Source organism: Bacillus sp. FJAT-27916 (genome assembly GCF_001183965.1).
Classification (GTDB): domain Bacteria; phylum Bacillota; class Bacilli; order Bacillales; family Pradoshiaceae; genus Pradoshia.
The window spans coordinates 2,497,936-2,515,669 of record NZ_LFZV01000001.1 but is presented as its reverse complement, the minus strand read 5'-3'; the positions used below and the strand labels follow the sequence as shown (position 1 = coordinate 2,515,669).

The window sequence follows — 17,734 nt, the reverse complement described above, 5'->3', positions numbered from 1 at the left end:
TATCGATCAGCGGGCTTCATCGGTTAGGCTGTTGGATGCAGATACCCTTTGATAATATCTGCTAAGCAATCGATGAATAGCGGGTCGTCATTGGCAGCACTTAAATAATGATAACTTTCACCGCCATTATCCAAGAACAATTGCTTGTTTTCATGCGCAAGCTCCTCAAGTGTTTCAAGGCAGTCAGCTGTGAAGCAGGGAGAGATGACATGGACATTCTTCACATCTGTACGGGCCAAATCTATTAATATTTCACTTGTCGAGGGTTCAAGCCATGGCTCTTGTCCAAATTTTGACTGATAGGAAATCATGAAATTTATACCCGGCATCCGATCCTTCAGCGCTTGTGCAGTCGTATGGCATCGATAAGGATAATCATCTCCTCCGAAAGTATATCGCTTAGGAATTCCGTGATAAGAAAGGAGAATCACATCTGGTTTTCCGTAGGCTTTCGCACCGTCTTCAATTCGTTTCTTTAGCAATTCAATCCATAATGGATGATTAGCAAAATCCCGCAAGAACACCACCTCAGGTATATCCCTCCACTTAGATATTTCCTTTGTCACATGATCCCACACGGAGGCTGTTGTGGTGGAAGAGTATTGTGGGAAAAGGGGCAGTATAATTAATTTTCTAACTCCCCATTTATGTAATTTTTCCAGCTCATCTGAGATAGAGGGGGTCCCATAATTCATGGCTAAAGATATTCTTGTATTCTTATCTAGGATTTTTTCTTCCAATGCTTCCCGTTGTTTCATGCTGTAATAAAGAAGTGGAGATCCCTCATCTGTCCAGATTTGTTGATAGACTGATTCATTTCTTTTTGACCTTGAAGGCAGAATAAAGCCGTGTAAGATAGGCATCCATTTCCATCTTGGCAGGTCGATGACGCGTCGATCTGAAAGAAATTGCTTTAAATAAGGTCTGATTGATGATGAGACTGGTTTGTCTGGTGTTCCTAAATTGACTAATAAGACAGCTTTCTTATCCATAAGCCAAACACCTCGCTAGAATATCAGTTTGATAATATTATTTTAGCATAATTGTTTCTACGGGCGCTAAAATAAGAAGTTTGAATGATGATTAAATAGGTAATTTTACCTATTTATGCGTTTTGCCTGTAAGGTGAAGGGTATACATAACATATAGGTATTTTATTTAAAACAGTAGGAATAAACAGGTGGAGAAAAACATATGGTCAAATAAGACCAGATAACTGGTGAATTAGAGGAAATCAGAACACGGGCAATCATTTGCGGGAAGGTGAAGCGAATGGCTGATACAAAAACAGAATTTTATATTGCGATGGATGGAAACATCGTCGCTCAATTGGAATTTGTCCCTTGTGTTAGGGAGCGCGATCATAAGGAGGTTATCTTGATTAATCACACACTTGTAGCCGACAAATATAGAGGCAGGGGGCTAGGGCGTGAATTAATCAATCGTGTAGTGAAATATGCTCGTGCAGAACAGATGCAAATCATTCCTGTTTGCCCGTTTGCGAAGATGATTTTGGAAAGTGATGCGAAATATAAGGATGTTTTGATAACAGGCTTTTAGGCTCCTATCTAGTTCGTAAGGATTAGATAGGGGTCTTTTTGTTTCGACAAAAAAGCTGAATAGTGGATATTCTCCTTTTCCCGTCGTATGATAAAAATATCGATTAGCATGATCGGGAAATGTACATAGGTCGTAGGAGGATGAAGAAGAAATGAAAGCAGTTGGTTTATCTGGGGCAATTATTGGTTCTAAAACAGCAAAATCAGTGGAAGAGGTTTTAGCAGCCATCAATCAATATGATGAGAATGTAGAGACGGAAATGGTTGATTTACGCGATTATGAGGTTGAATTTGTCCGCGGTATCCCCTTCGCAGAATATAATCAAGACACACAGGATGTTGTAAACAAGATTAATGAAGCAGATGTGCTCGTGATAGGAACACCGATTTATCAAGCTTCCATCCCTGGTGTTCTAAAGAATGTCTTTGATCATCTCGCACCGAATTGCTTTAAAGGGAAAGTAGCGGGAATCGTGACAAACGGGGGATCAGAAAAGCATTTTCTTATGAGTGAATATCAACTAAAGCCTATTCTTTCTTATTTCAAAGCTATTTTGCCATTGAATAATGTATTCTTGCATACCTCTTGCTTTGGACCGAATAATGAAATCATCAATGTGGAAGAAAAAGAACGAATTGTAAAGCTGGCGAAGGAGCTAATTGATTTAAAGAAATTGTATTAGAACGGTGCTAACACTCGAAAAATAATAGTGAGATAGCGGGAAAAAACTTGGTGTGCACAACCAAGTTTTTTTGCTGGCGGCAATGAATGAATGGCGCTTTATTTTGAACAACGGAGAAAACGTTAGCCTTGCTGCTGTTTGCTCATTTGAGCTTCATTTTCATGGGCAGCTGTTCGTAATCGCAGGATTAATGATGTTCGCCGTTTATTGAAATCATTCATCGAAATCGTATGAAAGTCATAATAGTTTTGATAATTGATTCGCAGTTCATTCATTATTTGGTTGTACATTTTGTTTGAACGCAAATCATTCACCTTCCTCGTGATATTTTGTATATTAATATAATATCATAAATAATTATGACATTCATCATAAATTTTAAATAATGCGAATATTTCTGACAATTTGATTTTTTTCGCTAATCCTTTGATCTCCTAAAAAAAAACACAGAGCCATATTGAAATGCACCCTTATTAGACATATAGTGGGGCAATCGGTTTGGACTCTGTGTTTTTCTTTATTATTCAGCTGGCAAACTGGCTGTTATAAAGGTCGGCGTAAAAGCCATTTTGGGCCAGAAGATCATCATGTGTCCCTTGTTCGATTACCGTTCCTTTATTCATGACCAATATAAGGTCGGCATCCTTAATGGTGGACAATCGATGGGCAATGACAAAGCTTGTCCGGTCTTCCATCAGTCGATTCATGGCTCTTTGGATAAAGAGTTCAGTTCTTGTATCCACACTGGAAGTGGCTTCATCTAGAATAAGAATGGCCGGGTTGGCGAGAATGGCCCTGGCTATCGTAAGCAGTTGTTTTTGTCCCTGTGAAATATTGGTGGCTTCCTCATTTAAAACGGTCTCAAATCCCTCTGGAAGAGTACGGATGAAATGGTCGGCATGAGCGGCTTTAGCCGCCTCGATGATTTCCTCATCTGTGGCACCGATTCGGCCATATGCGATATTCTCAGCAATCGTTCCGTTGAAAAGCCATGTATCTTGGAGAACCATTCCAAATAGGCTGTGAAGTTCGGAACGTTTCATATCCTTAATATTGACACCGTCAATTCGTATCGCACCGCCTTGAATTTCATAAAAACGCATCAATAAATTGATGAGGGTTGTCTTTCCAGCGCCGGTTGGTCCGACAATAGCAACCTTCTGCCCCGGTGTAACGGTAATATTCATGTTCTTAATGAGCAAATGATCAGATTTATACCCGAAATCAACATTCTCGAATGTCACATATCCCTTAGGATGCTCGAGAGAAATTGGTTTTTCTGATTCTGCCTCTTCTTCTTGTTCGTCTAACAGCTCAAATACTCTTTCAGCCGATGCAATCGTTGATTGAAGGATGTTGGCGATGTTGGCTGTTTGCGTGATGGGCTGAGAGAATTGACGCGCGTATTGAATGAATGCCTGGATGTCACCAACGGTTATTCTGCCGTTAGCTACGAAGACACCGCCAACGACACAGATTAGGACATAACCAAGATTATTGACAAACTGCATGAGCGGCATAATAGCGCCTGAAATGAATTGAGCTTTCCATGAGGATTGATAGAGCTGCTCATTGATTTCGTCAAATTCTTCAATAGCCTTTTGTTCCTGGCCAAATGCTTTGACAACCTCATGTCCGGTATAGATTTCTTCAACATGCCCATTTAGTTGTCCAAGAACCTTCTGCTGGGCTCCAAAATAGCCTTGTGACTTTTTGGCGACAAGTACGGCAATAATCCCGCTCAGCGGCAGTGTCAGCAGTAAAATGAGGGTCATCGTTACACTGATTGAGAGCATCATGATAATCACACCAATGATGGTGACCACACTCGTAATAATCTGCGTTAAGCTTTGCTGGAGGGTTGTACTGATATTATCTACATCATTGACGACACGGCTTAATGTTTCTCCTGTTGTCGTGCTGTCAAAGTACTTTAATGGAAGTCGGCTGATTTTTGCCTCAGCTTCTTTCCGCAGCTGGAATACAGTTTTTTGGGCAACGCTTGCCATGATGAAACCTTGTATGAAGGTGAAAAGGGAACTAAATAAATAGAGAAAGCCTAATAGGACGAGAATGCGGGCTATATAGTTGAAATCAATTCCAGCACCCGGGACTCCGTTCATTTTCAATACAATACCCTCAAAGATCTTTGTAGTCGCCTTACCAAGGATTTTTGGTCCGATAATCGTAAAGAGTGTACTGAGAACAGCTGTACCGAAAACAGCTGCAAGCCTCCATTTATATGGAGCTAAATAGCCAATCAATCGCTTGAACGTCCCTTTGAAGTCCTTCGCCTTCTGAATGGGTGCACCGGGTCCTCCCCGCGGGCCAAAGCTTGGATTTGCTTGACGTTTAGTCATCTTGCTCATGCTATCTCCTCCTCAGATAACTGGGATTTGACGATTTCTTGATAGGTTTTATTTGTATGCAGCAGCTCCTCATGTGTCCCAATGCCCATCACGTTACCTTCGTCCAGCACAATAATGCGATCTGCATCCATTACAGTGGATACACGCTGAGCAACGAGCAGTACAGTAGAATGTTCCGTGACTTCTTTTAAAGCTTTACGAAGTTTGGCATCTGTTTTGAAATCAAGTGCAGAGAAGCTGTCATCGAAAAGGTAGATCTCAGGATTTCTGACAAGAGCCCTTGCAATCGATAAACGTTGTTTTTGCCCGCCAGACACATTGGTGCCTCCTTGTGAAATCGGACTATCAAATCCCTCGTTCATTGCGGTGATAAAGTCATAGGCTTGAGCTACCTTTGCGGCATGAATGACGTCTTCATCGGCAGCCATCTCATTGCCAAACCGGATGTTATCCTTGACAGTGCCTGTGAAAAGGACAGCTTTTTGCGGGACAAGTCCGATTTTGTTCCGCAGGGCATCCAACGGATAATCCTTTACCGGTACACCATCAATAAGGATGGAACCTTGAGTTGGTTCATAAAAGCGCGGGATTAATTTCAGCAGCGAGGATTTACCTGAGCCGGTGCCCCCGATGATAGCCGTTACTTCACCCGGGAAAGCCTTGAAGGAAAGATTCTTTAAGGCTGGTTTTTCCGCACCGGGATAATAGAAGCTGACATCTTTAAACTCGATGGTGCCTAGCATGCTGCTATCATGAGCTGAGGGGGTTTCCTGGATGCTTGGGTGAATGGCAAGCACTTCATTGATCCTTGCGGCAGATGCAGATGCCCGGGGGATCAAGACAAACATCATGGAAAGCATAATCATGGAGAACATAATTTGCATGGCATATTGCATAAAAGCCATGAGATCTCCGACCATCATATCCCCTGCATTAATCCTTACTGCACCAAACCAAACAATGGCGATTGTTGTAAAGTTCATGACAAGCATCATAAAGGGCATAAGGACGGCAATTAACTTGTTAACCTTAATGGTTGTGTCGCGCAAAAGGGCATTTACCTGCCCAAAACGCTGCTTTTCGTAATCAATGCGATTAAAGGAACGGATAACCCGTACTCCTGTAAGTCCCTCTCTCAGCACTCGATTTACTGCATCTAACCGTACCTGTACCTTTTTAAAGAGCGGGACCCCCCGCCAAATGACAAGGGCGATACCAATAATCAGGATGGGAACAGAGACAACGATAACGATGGAGAGTCCGGGGTTAACGGAGACAGCCATGATAATACCGCCAATAGCCATTAACGGAGCGGAAATCATCATCCGAAGCAACATATTTAAGACGACCTGGATTTGGATGATATCGTTGGTCGTCCTTGTAATCAAGGAAGCGGTCCCGACAGTTCCAAATTCATGCAAAGAAAATCCTTCTATATGGGTAAACACCTTAGAGCGCAGCATTTTCCCGAAAGACATGGCAATCCTTGCGCTGAAATAACTGGCACTGACAGAACAAATGGTTCCAGCGAGCGCGACAGCAATCATGAGGCCCCCGATCTTCCAGATGAAGGGGATATCATGCTTCACTACACCAGTATCAATAATTTTGGCCATTAATGTGGGTAGGTAAAGCTCGGCCATGGATTGGATAAATACGAGCCCAATAACGAAAGCAATGGGGCCTTTAAATGAAGTCAAATAACGAAATAATTTCCGCACCTCTCTCAGCTCCCTATTGATAATGGCAGTTCGTCCCAATCGTTTAAGACGAACTGCTTCAGAGTATAGTCAGTTTGTGCAGGATACGAGCCTGGTATCCTGAAAAAAAGAAGCTGGTCAGGATTGGCATAAAACAGTCGATTTCGTCTATTAAGAGGTATAATGATTGAAGAAGAACGGTTGAGTTTTTGGAAAGAAAGGAGAAATAAATATACGTGAAAAAGGAAAAGAGCTATAAAGGAAATTATCGCCGTTTCGTCCGGCTGATTCATCAATCTAATCCATCATATAGTCAACTAGGGATTGCTCTCCTATTGAGCATCATGACGACCATTGTGGGATTAACCATCCCTATCCTGACGAAGAACCTTGTCGACGGCTTCAGTATGTCGTCTCTATCAAAAGTTCAGGTTATCGGAATTATCGCCGTTTTCCTCATTCAAGCAATCCTGAATGCGTATTCGACCTATGTGCTTGGTCTCAATGGGCAGAGGATTATCGCTGGCTTAAGAGAACTTCTTTACCAAAAATTAATGAGGCTGCCCGTATCCTTCTCAGACAAGGTAGGTTCAGGCGAGATGATCAGCCGAATGACAAATGATACGATGGTCGTTAAAGAATTGATTACAACTCATTTAATTGGAGCTGTAACAGGGATTATTTCTGTCCTTGGGTCCATTATCATTTTATTTGTCATGAACTGGAGACTGACCTTATTAATCTTTATTGTATTTCCTATTGCAGCAGCTATTTTGATTCCCATTGGAAGATTTATGCTTCGAATCTCTAAGGAAACGCAAAAAGAGACGGGTATTTTTACAGGCATATTGAATGAGGTTCTGCCAGAGATTAAGCTAGTGAAGGCATCAAACGCTGAAAGGGTCGAAATAGAGCGGGGAAAGAAAGGAATCAAACGGCTGTTCAATCTTGGGAAAAAGGAGGCTAAGGTTCTTGCCCTTGTATCACCAATTATTACGCTTGTTTTAATGGCCGCATTGGTCGGTGTAATTGGTTACGGGGGGATGCAGGTCTCCAGCGGATTGATTACGGCAGGTTCATTGGTCGCTTTTATTTTGTATTTGTTTCAGATCATCATGCCGATGGGGCAAATTACGACCTTCTTTACTCAATTACAGAAATCTATTGGTGCCACGAGCCGAATTATCGAAATCTTAAATGAAGAAGAGGAAGCACTGACGGAAGGGTTAGAACTGAAAAAGGCTGATCGAACCATTACTCTTCAGAATATTTCCTTTGGGTATTCAGAAGAGGAACCTATTTTACAAAATATTGATGCATCTGTTGAAGCAGGAAAAGTTACGGCTATCGTAGGGCCCAGCGGGAGCGGAAAAACGACACTTTTCAAATTGCTGGAGCGATATTATCAGCCTTCAAAGGGTGAGATTCTTATCGGTGATCATTTGATTACGGATTATTCTCTTCATTCGTGGAGAAGTCATATTGGCTATGTATCGCAGGAAAGTCCGCTTCTTGGCGGGACCATTCGTGATAATATTTGCTATGGTGTTGATCGTGCGGTCGATAATGAGGAGCTGGTCAATGTGGCAAGGATGGCCAATGCTTTAGGGTTTATTGAGGAGCTTCCTCTTCAATTCGATACAGAGGTTGGTGAGCGAGGGCTGAAGCTTTCTGGGGGACAGAGGCAAAGAATTGCGATTGCCAGAGCGCTTCTTCGCAATCCAAGCCTCTTGATGCTTGATGAAGCGACGTCCAGCCTGGACAGTGAATCCGAACAGCTGGTTCAGCAAGCGTTGGAGAAGCTAATGGAAGGCCGGACAACGGTGATTATTGCCCATCGTCTTTCGACCGTGATAGATGCAGATAAACTCATCTTTCTCGAGAAGGGGCGGATAACAGGAATGGGAACCCATCGTGAACTAATGGAAACTCATGAGCTTTATCGTAAATTTGCCAATAGACAGTTTAAGTTGAATGATGAGTTGAATGAAAAAAAGCTCTAATCTACCTAGTGGCGGATTAGAGCTTTTTTCATTTCTTAATGGGCAGGGAACCAAATTAATTGGATGATGAATAAAATACCAAACACATAGATGAGCGGTGGTACTTCTCTTCCTTTTCCACCGAACAATTTAAGTAATGGATAAAGGATAAACCCAAAGGCGATTCCAGTTGAAATGCTTGAGGTTAAAGGCATAGCTAAGATAATGAGAAAAGCGGTGAAGGCTTCGTCAAATTCAGCCCAGTTAATCTTCGACAGGCTACCCATCATGAAGCAGCCGACAATAATTAAGACGGGTGACGTGATGGCAGCTAAGCTAGAAATAGCTGAAATAAATGGCGAGAAGAACATAGCCACAACAAACAGGCAAGCAACTGTAACAGCTGTTAATCCAGTTCGTCCACCTGCAGCAACACCCGCAGAGGATTCAACATAGGCTGTTGAAGGACTCGTACCAAATGCTGCTCCAAGCGTAGTGGCAATGGAATCGCCAAGGAAGGCCTGCTTTGCTCGCGGCAGATTTCCGTCCTTCATGAGTCCCGCTTGTTCAGATACGGCTACCATTGTTCCTGTCGTATCAAAGATGGTAACAAGCAAGAAGGAGAAGACGACAGAATACAAACCATTTGAGAATACCCCAGCCAAATCCATATCAAAGAATACGGGCATAGGAGGCAGGGAAGGAATCAATTCTGATCCAGTCAGGTTCAGCATACCAGTAAAATAACCAATTACAGCTGTGATGATCATTCCGATAAAGAGAGCTCCTGGGACTTTTCGGACCATAAGAAGCAACGTAATCAACAATCCAGCGATGGTTAAGAGCGGCATAGGTGCTGTTAAATCGCCAAGGCCGACTAAATTGCTTTCGTTAGCGACAAAAATCTGTGCTTGTCGCAGTCCTAAGAAAGCAATGAACAATCCAATTCCCGCAGAAATGCCATATTTAATGGATGGGGGAATAGAAAGAATAATCAGTTCACGCAGTCTGCTGAAGCTCAGCAGTAAAAAGAGGATACCAGCAATAAATACTGTTCCAAGGATGATTTGATAGCTTAATCCGTTTGTTCCAGCTACTGTGGCAAAGTAGGCGTTCAACCCCATGCCTGGTGCAATAGCAATTGGATATTTGGCAAATAAACCCATAATGAGCGTACCGGCAACAGCTGAAATGATCGTTGCCATAAATACTTGCTCAAACGGAATCCCGGAAGCGGATAAAATCGCCGGGTTAACAATGATAATATAGACCATCGTGAAGAACGTGGTAATTCCTGCCAAAATTTCCGTTTTCACAGATGTTTGATGTTTTGAAAGTGAAAAGAATTGTTCAAGCAAAATGGAAACCTCCAAATATAATTTCGTCAAACACGAACGTTTGTGACGACCCTTAATATATTATTCGCTATTGGGGGAAATTTCAACCCAGAATAGAAGAAAAACACCTTGAGAATATATTTCCAGTAGCAACGTAGATATATACAGGTTTTTATTTTTTTCCAATTATGGTTAATGGATTCATTCAGTACTACTTTTAAAAACAGACGATATATATTATAGTAAGAAAGTATAAAGGGAATAAGTTAGAGGTGATTTGCCATAAGAATGTTAATATTGGAGGATGAGCCAGTAGCACGAACGGTTCTGAAAAAAAGACTCGAACTTCAAGGATACAAGGTGGATGATTTTGATGATCCTGAAGAAGCAATCAAGGCTTGTGAGGAACATGACTATGACCTTTTAATATTTGACATCACTATTCACGGGGCTATCATAGATGGACTCGAAGCAGCCTCCATTATTAGAAGCAAGAAAAATATCCCATTTATTCTTGTGACGGGCGCAGATTCATCGGATGCTAGGTTAAGAGGTCTACAAGAGGGGGCTCTCCTTTATTTCACGAAACCATTCAGTTATAAAGAACTAGTCTTAAATATTAAGAATTTGATGGATAATACAGTGAGAAAGAGCCACGAATACATACATGCTGGTCATAAAATTGAACCGTTAAAGGGGACTATCACCTTGAAGGATGGTTCAATTGAGTCACTATCCAAGATTCCAATGCAAGTATTAACGTATCTCCTTGACCATAAGCATCAAATTGTCACGAAGAAAGAATTATGGGAAGCCATTTGGTCCGAACATGGTGAAATGAGTGAGGATATTATTAATACAACTATCAATCGAATTAGACGAAAGCTTGGCAGGGAATTCATCAGCACTATCAAAAATGTCGGCTATGAGATTCGGGAATATTAAGGTGGTTTATGCCTTTTAAGATGGATAAGCATACATGAGCAGTATAGATTGCTTTCAAGTGCTTATATAACAATCAAACGGCTTGTTCTAACAATTTTGTTAGTATCCCAAAATCACAAAAACATTATGCTAATATAGAGAAGTGAAATTTATGAAGTAATGTTTTAGAGGTGATTTTGATGGAAAAACACATAACCAGCACAGGTTTGAAAAGTATGATTGGCATTGAAATTTTAAAAGCTGAACGAATGGTTGACCACTCCATTACAACGGATGTCTATCAACGGAAAATTAAAGAATACAAAAGAGCCAAGCAATTGAAGAGGCTGCTGCAGGAATTTGACAAAGGACAAGAGTATGTAGCTAGAGAATATGAACAGCTTTCAGGAAGAGAAGTAATGCTGTAAATGAATAATAATCTTTCTATATATTTTAGCAACCCCCCTTGGGAATAAGGAATCTATTCTTTAACCAAGGGGGTTTTTGTGTGTGATTTATACAATGAGACAGAGGGTGCCTGCCGTAATAACTAGACCGCCAATTATTGTATTCCTTGAAAGCTTTTCCTTTAATAGAAGGACGCCAAGAATGATTGTTAATACTGTACTGAATTTATCAATAGGTGCAACGATGGATACTTTACCAATCGAAATAGCCCCGAAATAGCATAACCATGATAATCCCGTTGCAGCACCTGACAGGATGAGAAAAAGGAAAGACTTCTTAGAGACAGTCTTCAGCTCTCGGTAAGTCCCCTGCCAGAAGACAATGCCCCATGCAAAGAACAGAATGACAATCGTCCGAATAAATGTCGCTAGATTTGAATCGACATTCTCAATCCCAATCTTGGCCAGTATACTTGTCAAGGCAGCAAAAACCGCAGACAACAACGCAAGAAATATGTATGACTGCTTCAAATGCCCTTTCTTTTTGGCCGTTTTTGTTTTTCCAATTAAGATGAAGGTTCCTGCACTAATCAGCAAGCCTCCTATGACGACCATCGGAGTCAGCGGCTCTCTAAGAATGATAAAGGAAAGGATAATCGTTAAGACGATACTTGATTTGTCGATTGGCACCACCTTGGAGACATCCCCTAGCTGGATAGCCTTAAAGAAGCATAGCCATGATAAGCCTGTTGTCAAGCCTGAGAGAACAATGAAAATCCATGACTTGATTGATATGGAACCTATTGTATGCCAAGTGTCCGTAATGAGAACCACAATCGCAGCCATGATGAGGACAACGATTGTCCGGATGGCTGTCCCTAAATTGGAATCCACATTTGTTATCCCGATTTTGGCGAGAATGGAGGTTAATGCGGCAAAGATTGCTGCCAGGAGGGCGAGTATAATAGTCATCTTTGAATCATCTCTTTTTCTTTTGATTTGCCCATATGTTCTACTGAATACTATACAGGATACAATCCAAGAAGTGCAAAGGGGTCCAATGGCAGTTACAAAGGGTCAAAATACACGGGGGACATCCAGAATAATCCACCCCTTTTGTGAAAACTTTCTTAATATGTAAAAAAAAGCACGAATCATGTTTATCCAATTTCTGTGAGGGGAACTGAAAACTGATGTTTACTTTTCAAAGGGGGAATATTAGTGGATCGATCAAAAGATGAAATGAATCAGAAACAACATTCAGATGCGCCAGAAAACCGCGAAGAAGATGTGCTGACTAATCGTCAGGGTCATAAGATTACCGATAATCAAAATGTCCGGACTGTTGGAAACCGCGGACCGATGACGTTGGAGAACTATCATTTCCTGGAGAAAATCTCTCACTTTGATAGAGAACGGATTCCCGAGCGCGTCGTTCATGCAAGAGGAGCTGGAGCTTATGGATATTTTGAGGCTTATGGAAAAGTGGGGGATGAGCCTGTCTCAAAATATACTCGGGCCAAGCTGTTCCAGGAGGCTGGGAAGAAAACACCTGTCTTTGTCCGTTTCTCCACAGTAACTGGTGCACGTGAATCGAGCGAAACAGCCCGTGATCCGCGCGGATTTGCGGTTAAATTCTATACAGAGGATGGAAACTGGGATCTGGTTGGGAATAACCTGAAAATATTCTTTATCCGTGATCCGCTCAAATTCCCTGATATGGTCCATGCCTTTAAGCCAGATCCAGTCAATAACCTCATGCATCCAGAGGGCATGTTTGACTTCTTCTCGAAATCACCAGAAAGCATCCATATGGCTACATTCCTGCACTCTCCTTGGGGAATACCCGCGAATTACAGACAGATGCAGGGTTCAGGTGTTAATACGTACAAATGGGTAAACAAAGAAGGGGAAGCCGTTCTTGTTAAATATCACTGGGAGCCAAAGCAAGGGATTAAAAACCTTACACAGGCAGAGGCAGAGAAAATCCAAGCCACGAATGTTGCTCATGCGACACAGGATTTGTATGAGGCTATTGAGCGAGGAGATTACCCGGAATGGGAACTTTGCATGCAAATCATGAGTGATGATGAGCATCCAGAACTGGATTTCGATCCGCTTGACCCGACAAAATTATGGCCGCAGGATCAATTCCCATTCCTCCCGGTTGGAAGAATGGTCTTGGACCGCAACCCAGTTAACTATTTTGCTGAGGTAGAGCAGGCTGCATTTGGTACAGGGGTGCTTGTTGATGGACTCGACTTCTCAGACGATAAACTCCTGCAAGGCCGGACCTTCTCGTACTCTGATACCCAGCGTTACCGTGTAGGATCTAATTATCTTCAATTGCCGGTGAATGCTCCGAAAACAAAGGTAAGGACGAATCAATCAGATGGTCAGATGGCCTACTCAGTTGATTTTGCGAGTGAATCCAACCCGCATGTCAATTATGAGCCGACCAATCTTGGCGGTTTCGCTGAAGCGGAGAAAGAAGGAAAAGACCATGAACCGCATTATAATGATCGTCTAGTCAGACAGAAAATTGAGCGTGCCAATGATTATAAGCAGGCGGGAGAAACATACCGAAACTTTGAAGATTGGGAAAAGGATGACCTCATCAATAACTTGGTCAATGCCCTTAAGGTATGTGCCCCAATCATTCAAGAAAAAATGATTGAACACTTTACGAAGGCAGATGAAGAATATGGACGCCGAGTAAAGGAAGGGCTTGCAAATGCCTTAAAGGAAATGGAACAGGAGAATGTTACGAGCTCCCCACGAGCTGATGAAGCGGTCAAAAAAGCTGAAGACATGGGTCATGATGCTGAACCTTATTAAACAAAAGAAAGACTCTGCGAGTTCGCAGAGTCTTTTCTTATTCATTCAGCTTCTTTAACGGGCTGACAGCTGGTCCTTCAATGACTTCACCATTTGTATCAAAACGTGAGCCGTGGCATGGGCAATCCCATGAACGTTCGCCACTGTTCCATCTTACCTCGCAGCCCAAATGGGTACAGGTTGTATCTAGTATACAGAGATTCCCATCTTTATCCCTGTAGGCACCTGCTTTCTTGCCTTTAAACTTAACATGGCCGCCTTCCTCAGGCTTCAATTCATCGAGATCTACTTCATTAGGATTGATTTTCCCTTTGATTAATTCCTTGGCAACATTTGAATTTTCTTTTATGAAGGTAGATACGCTTGCTAGATTCGTCTCGGAACGGCTAGGTGAGAAGAGGTCGGCATATGGATTCTCCTTACCGGTAATTAAATCACTAAGAATTAAAGCTGCGGCCGCTCCGTTAGACATGCCCCATTTGGCAAAACCTGTCGCAACATATAGATGATTCTTTGAGTCAGAGTAGGCGCCAATATACGGGATTTTGTCTAACGTGACTAGGTCCTGTGCTGACCATCTGTATGGGTACTCCTTGACCGTGTAATAGTTATCCGTAAAGTCTTGCAGTGCGGTGAAATAAGCTTGTTCGTCCTCAGACTGACCTGTTTTATGGCTTTCTCCACCGATTAGAAGCAGCTTTTGCCCATTATAGTCTGTGTAACGGAGGGAACGAGTCGGTTTATCTGCACTGATATACATACCATCGGGAATATTCTCCTCGGTGGCAGCTGCGATGATATAGGAGCGAAGCGGATGCAGCCTTGAAAAGTAAAGTCCCTTCATATCATAGAAAGGATAATGGGTGGCGATAATGATGGCCTTCCCGCTGATTTGATGTCCATTTTCGAGCACGGCATGATGACCTGAATCATCCTCTTTTATGTCTTTAACAGGTGAACGCTCATAAATGATCCCGCCCATTTGCTCAAATGAAACGAAAAGATTGCTCAATAGCTTGAGCGGGTGAAATTGAGCTTGACCATTCATAGAGACCGCTGATTTGATTGGGAAGGGTAAGGGCAATTCAGTATGAAAGGCTCCATCTATGCCAAGCTTTTCATATGCCTTGAATTCAGCTTTGATTTTGTCAGCATATTCATCTGTCGTTGCATACGTATAAGCGGTTTGTTCGGAGAAATCACAAGCGATGTCTTCTGTATGCACAATATTTTTGAGGTAGTTTACACCATCCATATTAGCTTGATAGTATAGCCTTGCCGTTTCTTCACCATGCTTTTTGATGAGTTCATCATAGAAGAGACCATGCTGAGCTGAGATTTTTGCTGTTGTGTGACCTGTCGTTCCATAAAGAATACGATCGGCTTCAAGCAGAATGACCTTTCTGCCCCTTTTTGCCAGCTCATAAGCTGACAGAACACCGACGATTCCGGCTCCAATAATGACAATCTCTGTTTCCTCATCCTTAACCGCCTGCTGATAGACAGGGGATTCCTTGCGATCAATATAATCCGTCCAATAAGATTTTGACTCTGTTGGGATTTTTGTCATAATGCACCTCCAGTTTTCCAATATAGTTTATACATACCCATGATTTTCTAAAACAATCTATCACTCATCTGTCATATAAAAATCTATCGAATGGCCTATCGATAGAACAGTCCATTGACTGGAAGTAAATGGTATAATAAGGGTGCTGATAACAAATTCAGGAGAGATGCTCATGGTAGGAAAAATTTGTGTCGCTCTCATTGTCTTATTTGCCATTTATTCATGTGTGATGGCAATCGTACGACCAAGCCAATTTGATTTGAACTTAAAGAAAAAGAGGAGAGTTCTATATACCATCTTTATTGCGACGACAGGCAGCGGAGTGGTTTTGGGCGGTCTTGAGCTTGACGATTGGCCCTATGTAGTGAGTCTCGCCTCCATTGTCGTCTTTACGGATCTTGCTGTGCTGCTGACTCCAAGCATCCTGAGAATATGGCAGGCTGAATTTCTTCATGGCTCTGAGCTTCTTGAAGAAACCTTAAAGGAGAACGAACGGCTTATTCGGGATATGATGGCAAAGGTTAGTTTTATGTCCTTTCTCATCCAAGATGCCATTTATTATTTCGAGAAGAAACCAATCCCTGAGACAGATGAGGATTATCTGGCAGAGCTGGAACAATACCTGCAGCAATATGGGGATCGTTTTGGCTTGAATATCGATGTACGGCAGTACGAAATCGATCCGAATACCGATCTTGAAGTCTCTGTTCAAGCGAAAATCCGGCAAGAGCTTCTAATTATGAAGGATATGCATAATATAGGGATGGAGTTATCAAGACTAGAAGAATATATTGTTTCCATTTATAATGGAGAAATTATCACATTAGAAGAGGATGAAACCTTTATCGTCCCTGTTCAGCTTCCTAAATATCACTTTATTGTCGTGATCAAGAAAGGAAAGGGAACACCGATAGAAATTGACGGGATTCATACCGCAAATTTGGTTCATATATATGATTCTTTTATGTAAAATGATGGTATAATATAATGAGGAAGAATTGACGAGGGGGATTAGCATGAAACAAAGGAGAAGAGACCGGTTGAATGAAGGGGCGATGAATCAGACGGACTTAATCGCAAATGCAGCTTCAATTGGCGCAAAACCAACACATCTCTCCAACAAGTCAATGAGCAAGCAGACTAAACGATTAAAGGAATTAAATAAGCAGGCCTTAGCCTATATTCAATCAGTGAAATAAGGATACTTCGTATTCTGAGGGACGGGAAATCAGAGAATCTCCTGTCCTTTTCTTGTGCCATTAAAAATGGAATATGCCGCCGCTATTTTCTTGTGTAGGTTCCCGCCGACTTGCATATTCTATAGAAAAGCAGCAGAGAATGGGGCAGAAGGAATAGTGGAAGCGAGAAGAGAACAGGATAAAGGAAAGAAAAAGCCGTATACGACTTTAGTGCGCAATCCGAAGATGCTGAAGAAAAACAAAGAGGCGCTTAAATGGTTGAAATCCATTCGCGGCCGGCTGGGGTAGCTCGGATGCAGTCATAAAGAAAGGACTTCAGAGTGATCTGAAGTCCTTTTTAATTTCTTAAGACCAAGGTAATAAATAGAAAAAGATACTAAGGAAATGACAGGCACTTCCTGCAAGAACAAATAGATGCCAGATCGCATGATGGTGCTTAAAACCGCGCCACACATAAAAGATAGATCCTGCAGTATATAGAATGCCGCCTGCTACAAGCAGGACAATTCCATTAGGAGCAAGAAACTGTGATAATGGCCCCCATGCAAATACAATCATCCAGCCCATAATAATATATAATATCGTGGAAAAAAGCATGTACTTCTTCACGAAAAAGGATTTAAAAACGGTTCCCCCAATGGCAATTCCCCAAACGATTCCAAAGATTGTCCAGCGTGCCCATCCATCTAGAGCTATGAACAAGAAGGGGGTATACGTACCCGCAATAAAGAAATAAATGGATGTATGATCGAAAATTTGGAAGAGATCCTTTAGCTTTCCTTCAGGCAAGCTATGGACAAGGGTTGAACATAGATACATTAACAGCATTGTACTGCCGAAAATGGTAAAGCTCACCACATGCCAAGCAGTTCCGTATTGAGCAGAATAGATGATTAAGAGCACAAGAGCAGCTAAGCTGAGCAGAGCACCCAATCCATGAGTGATAGCATTCACGATTTCTTCACTTTTCGTATAAACATGGGTTTCATTCATTGCGAATTCCTTCTTTCCTCCGATATGTTTAAGCTGGCTGAAAACGGATATATCATATGTGATGATAACATGTAGTTTTCGATACTATATAACAAAGTATAGGTGGTAATTACAGGAGAGTCAAGTTATTTAACAGCAAAAAAAGAAGGGGGATGATGGTGTAAACTGGTACC

Annotated in this window: 17 protein-coding genes; 9 read left to right on the top strand and 8 right to left on the bottom strand. The window is 41.9% G+C overall.

Translation table 11 applies throughout. From position 1 onward, the window contains the following. Nucleotides 1-23: 23 nt before the first annotated feature. On the bottom strand, nt 24-992 hold the full coding sequence (gene hemH, locus AC622_RS12285; protein WP_049671318.1) for a ferrochelatase: 969 nt from the start codon (nt 990-992) through the stop codon (nt 24-26). Nucleotides 993-1,272: 280 nt separating this feature from the next. On the opposite strand from hemH, the gene AC622_RS12280 reads away from it, so the two are divergent. Both AC622_RS12280 and AC622_RS12275 read left to right on the top strand, forming a co-directional pair. Then, the gene (locus AC622_RS12280; protein WP_053103758.1) at nt 1,273-1,560 is read left to right on the top strand and encodes a GNAT family N-acetyltransferase; all 288 of its coding nucleotides are present in this window, start codon (nt 1,273-1,275) and stop codon (nt 1,558-1,560) included. Nucleotides 1,561-1,711: 151 nt separating this feature from the next. Then, nucleotides 1,712-2,242, top strand: coding sequence for an NADPH-dependent FMN reductase (locus AC622_RS12275; protein WP_049671317.1), 531 nt, complete (start codon nt 1,712-1,714; stop codon nt 2,240-2,242). A gap of 122 nt (nt 2,243-2,364) precedes the next feature. Here AC622_RS12275 and AC622_RS12270 read toward each other — a convergent pair whose 3' ends face one another. From AC622_RS12270 to AC622_RS12260, 3 genes are all read right to left on the bottom strand, one after another. Continuing rightward, nucleotides 2,365-2,547, bottom strand: a complete 183-nt coding sequence (locus tag AC622_RS12270; RefSeq protein ID WP_049671316.1) for a hypothetical protein — start codon at nt 2,545-2,547, stop codon at nt 2,365-2,367. Between the two features lie 219 nt (nt 2,548-2,766). Beyond that, nucleotides 2,767-4,611 carry an ABC transporter ATP-binding protein gene (locus tag AC622_RS12265; RefSeq protein ID WP_049671315.1) on the bottom strand — a complete coding sequence of 615 codons (1,845 nt, stop codon included), beginning with the start codon at nt 4,609-4,611 and terminating at the stop codon, nt 2,767-2,769. Beyond that, nucleotides 4,608-6,332 (bottom strand): ABC transporter ATP-binding protein, encoded by a 1,725-nt coding sequence (locus tag AC622_RS12260; protein ID WP_049671314.1) that lies wholly within the window; start codon nt 6,330-6,332, stop codon nt 4,608-4,610. The genes AC622_RS12265 and AC622_RS12260 overlap by 4 nt, the downstream gene beginning before the upstream one ends. Nucleotides 6,333-6,547: 215 nt before the next feature. Here AC622_RS12260 and AC622_RS12255 point away from each other — a divergent pair, with 215 nt between their 5' ends. After that, complete coding sequence (locus AC622_RS12255) at nt 6,548-8,314, top strand: ABC transporter ATP-binding protein (protein ID WP_049671313.1); 1,767 nt, start codon at nt 6,548-6,550, stop codon at nt 8,312-8,314. A 35-nt stretch (nt 8,315-8,349) separates the two neighbouring features. Here the strand turns inward: AC622_RS12255 and AC622_RS12250 are convergent, their stop codons facing one another. Beyond that, nucleotides 8,350-9,651, bottom strand: coding sequence for an NCS2 family permease (locus tag AC622_RS12250; RefSeq protein ID WP_049671312.1), 1,302 nt, complete (start codon nt 9,649-9,651; stop codon nt 8,350-8,352). Nucleotides 9,652-9,918: 267 nt separating this feature from the next. Between AC622_RS12250 and AC622_RS12245 the strand changes: the two genes are divergently transcribed. Both AC622_RS12245 and AC622_RS12240 read left to right on the top strand, forming a co-directional pair. After that, complete coding sequence (locus AC622_RS12245) at nt 9,919-10,575, top strand: response regulator transcription factor (RefSeq protein ID WP_049671311.1); 657 nt, start codon at nt 9,919-9,921, stop codon at nt 10,573-10,575. 179 nt (nt 10,576-10,754) lie between these two features. Beyond that, a complete protein-coding gene (locus AC622_RS12240; protein WP_049671310.1) occupies nt 10,755-10,982 on the top strand; it encodes a hypothetical protein in 228 nt (75 codons plus the stop codon). Nucleotides 10,983-11,069: 87 nt separating this feature from the next. Here AC622_RS12240 and AC622_RS12235 read toward each other — a convergent pair whose 3' ends face one another. Next, nucleotides 11,070-11,933 (bottom strand): EamA family transporter, encoded by an 864-nt coding sequence (locus tag AC622_RS12235; protein ID WP_049671309.1) that lies wholly within the window; start codon nt 11,931-11,933, stop codon nt 11,070-11,072. 270 nt (nt 11,934-12,203) lie between these two features. Between AC622_RS12235 and AC622_RS12230 the strand changes: the two genes are divergently transcribed. Beyond that, nucleotides 12,204-13,799, top strand: a complete 1,596-nt coding sequence (locus AC622_RS12230; protein ID WP_049672942.1) for a catalase — start codon at nt 12,204-12,206, stop codon at nt 13,797-13,799. Nucleotides 13,800-13,836: 37 nt separating this feature from the next. Here the strand turns inward: AC622_RS12230 and AC622_RS12225 are convergent, their stop codons facing one another. Next, the gene (locus AC622_RS12225) at nt 13,837-15,369 is read right to left on the bottom strand and encodes an FAD-dependent oxidoreductase (protein ID WP_049671308.1); all 1,533 of its coding nucleotides are present in this window, start codon (nt 15,367-15,369) and stop codon (nt 13,837-13,839) included. Nucleotides 15,370-15,541: 172 nt separating this feature from the next. Here AC622_RS12225 and AC622_RS12220 point away from each other — a divergent pair, with 172 nt between their 5' ends. From AC622_RS12220 to AC622_RS21565, 3 genes are all read left to right on the top strand, one after another. After that, entirely contained in the window at nt 15,542-16,339 is a 798-nt protein-coding gene (locus AC622_RS12220) for a type II toxin-antitoxin system SpoIISA family toxin (RefSeq protein ID WP_049671307.1), read from the top strand. 46 nt (nt 16,340-16,385) lie between these two features. Then, nucleotides 16,386-16,568: a hypothetical protein gene (locus AC622_RS12215; RefSeq protein WP_049671306.1), complete on the top strand. Its 183-nt coding sequence runs from the start codon at nt 16,386-16,388 to the stop codon at nt 16,566-16,568. A 156-nt stretch (nt 16,569-16,724) separates the two neighbouring features. After that, nucleotides 16,725-16,856: a hypothetical protein gene (locus tag AC622_RS21565; protein WP_269431788.1), complete on the top strand. Its 132-nt coding sequence runs from the start codon at nt 16,725-16,727 to the stop codon at nt 16,854-16,856. 57 nt (nt 16,857-16,913) lie between these two features. Here the strand turns inward: AC622_RS21565 and trhA are convergent, their stop codons facing one another. Next, entirely contained in the window at nt 16,914-17,561 is a 648-nt protein-coding gene (gene trhA / locus AC622_RS12210) for a PAQR family membrane homeostasis protein TrhA (protein ID WP_049671305.1), read from the bottom strand. Between the last annotated feature and the right edge of the window lie 173 nt (nt 17,562-17,734).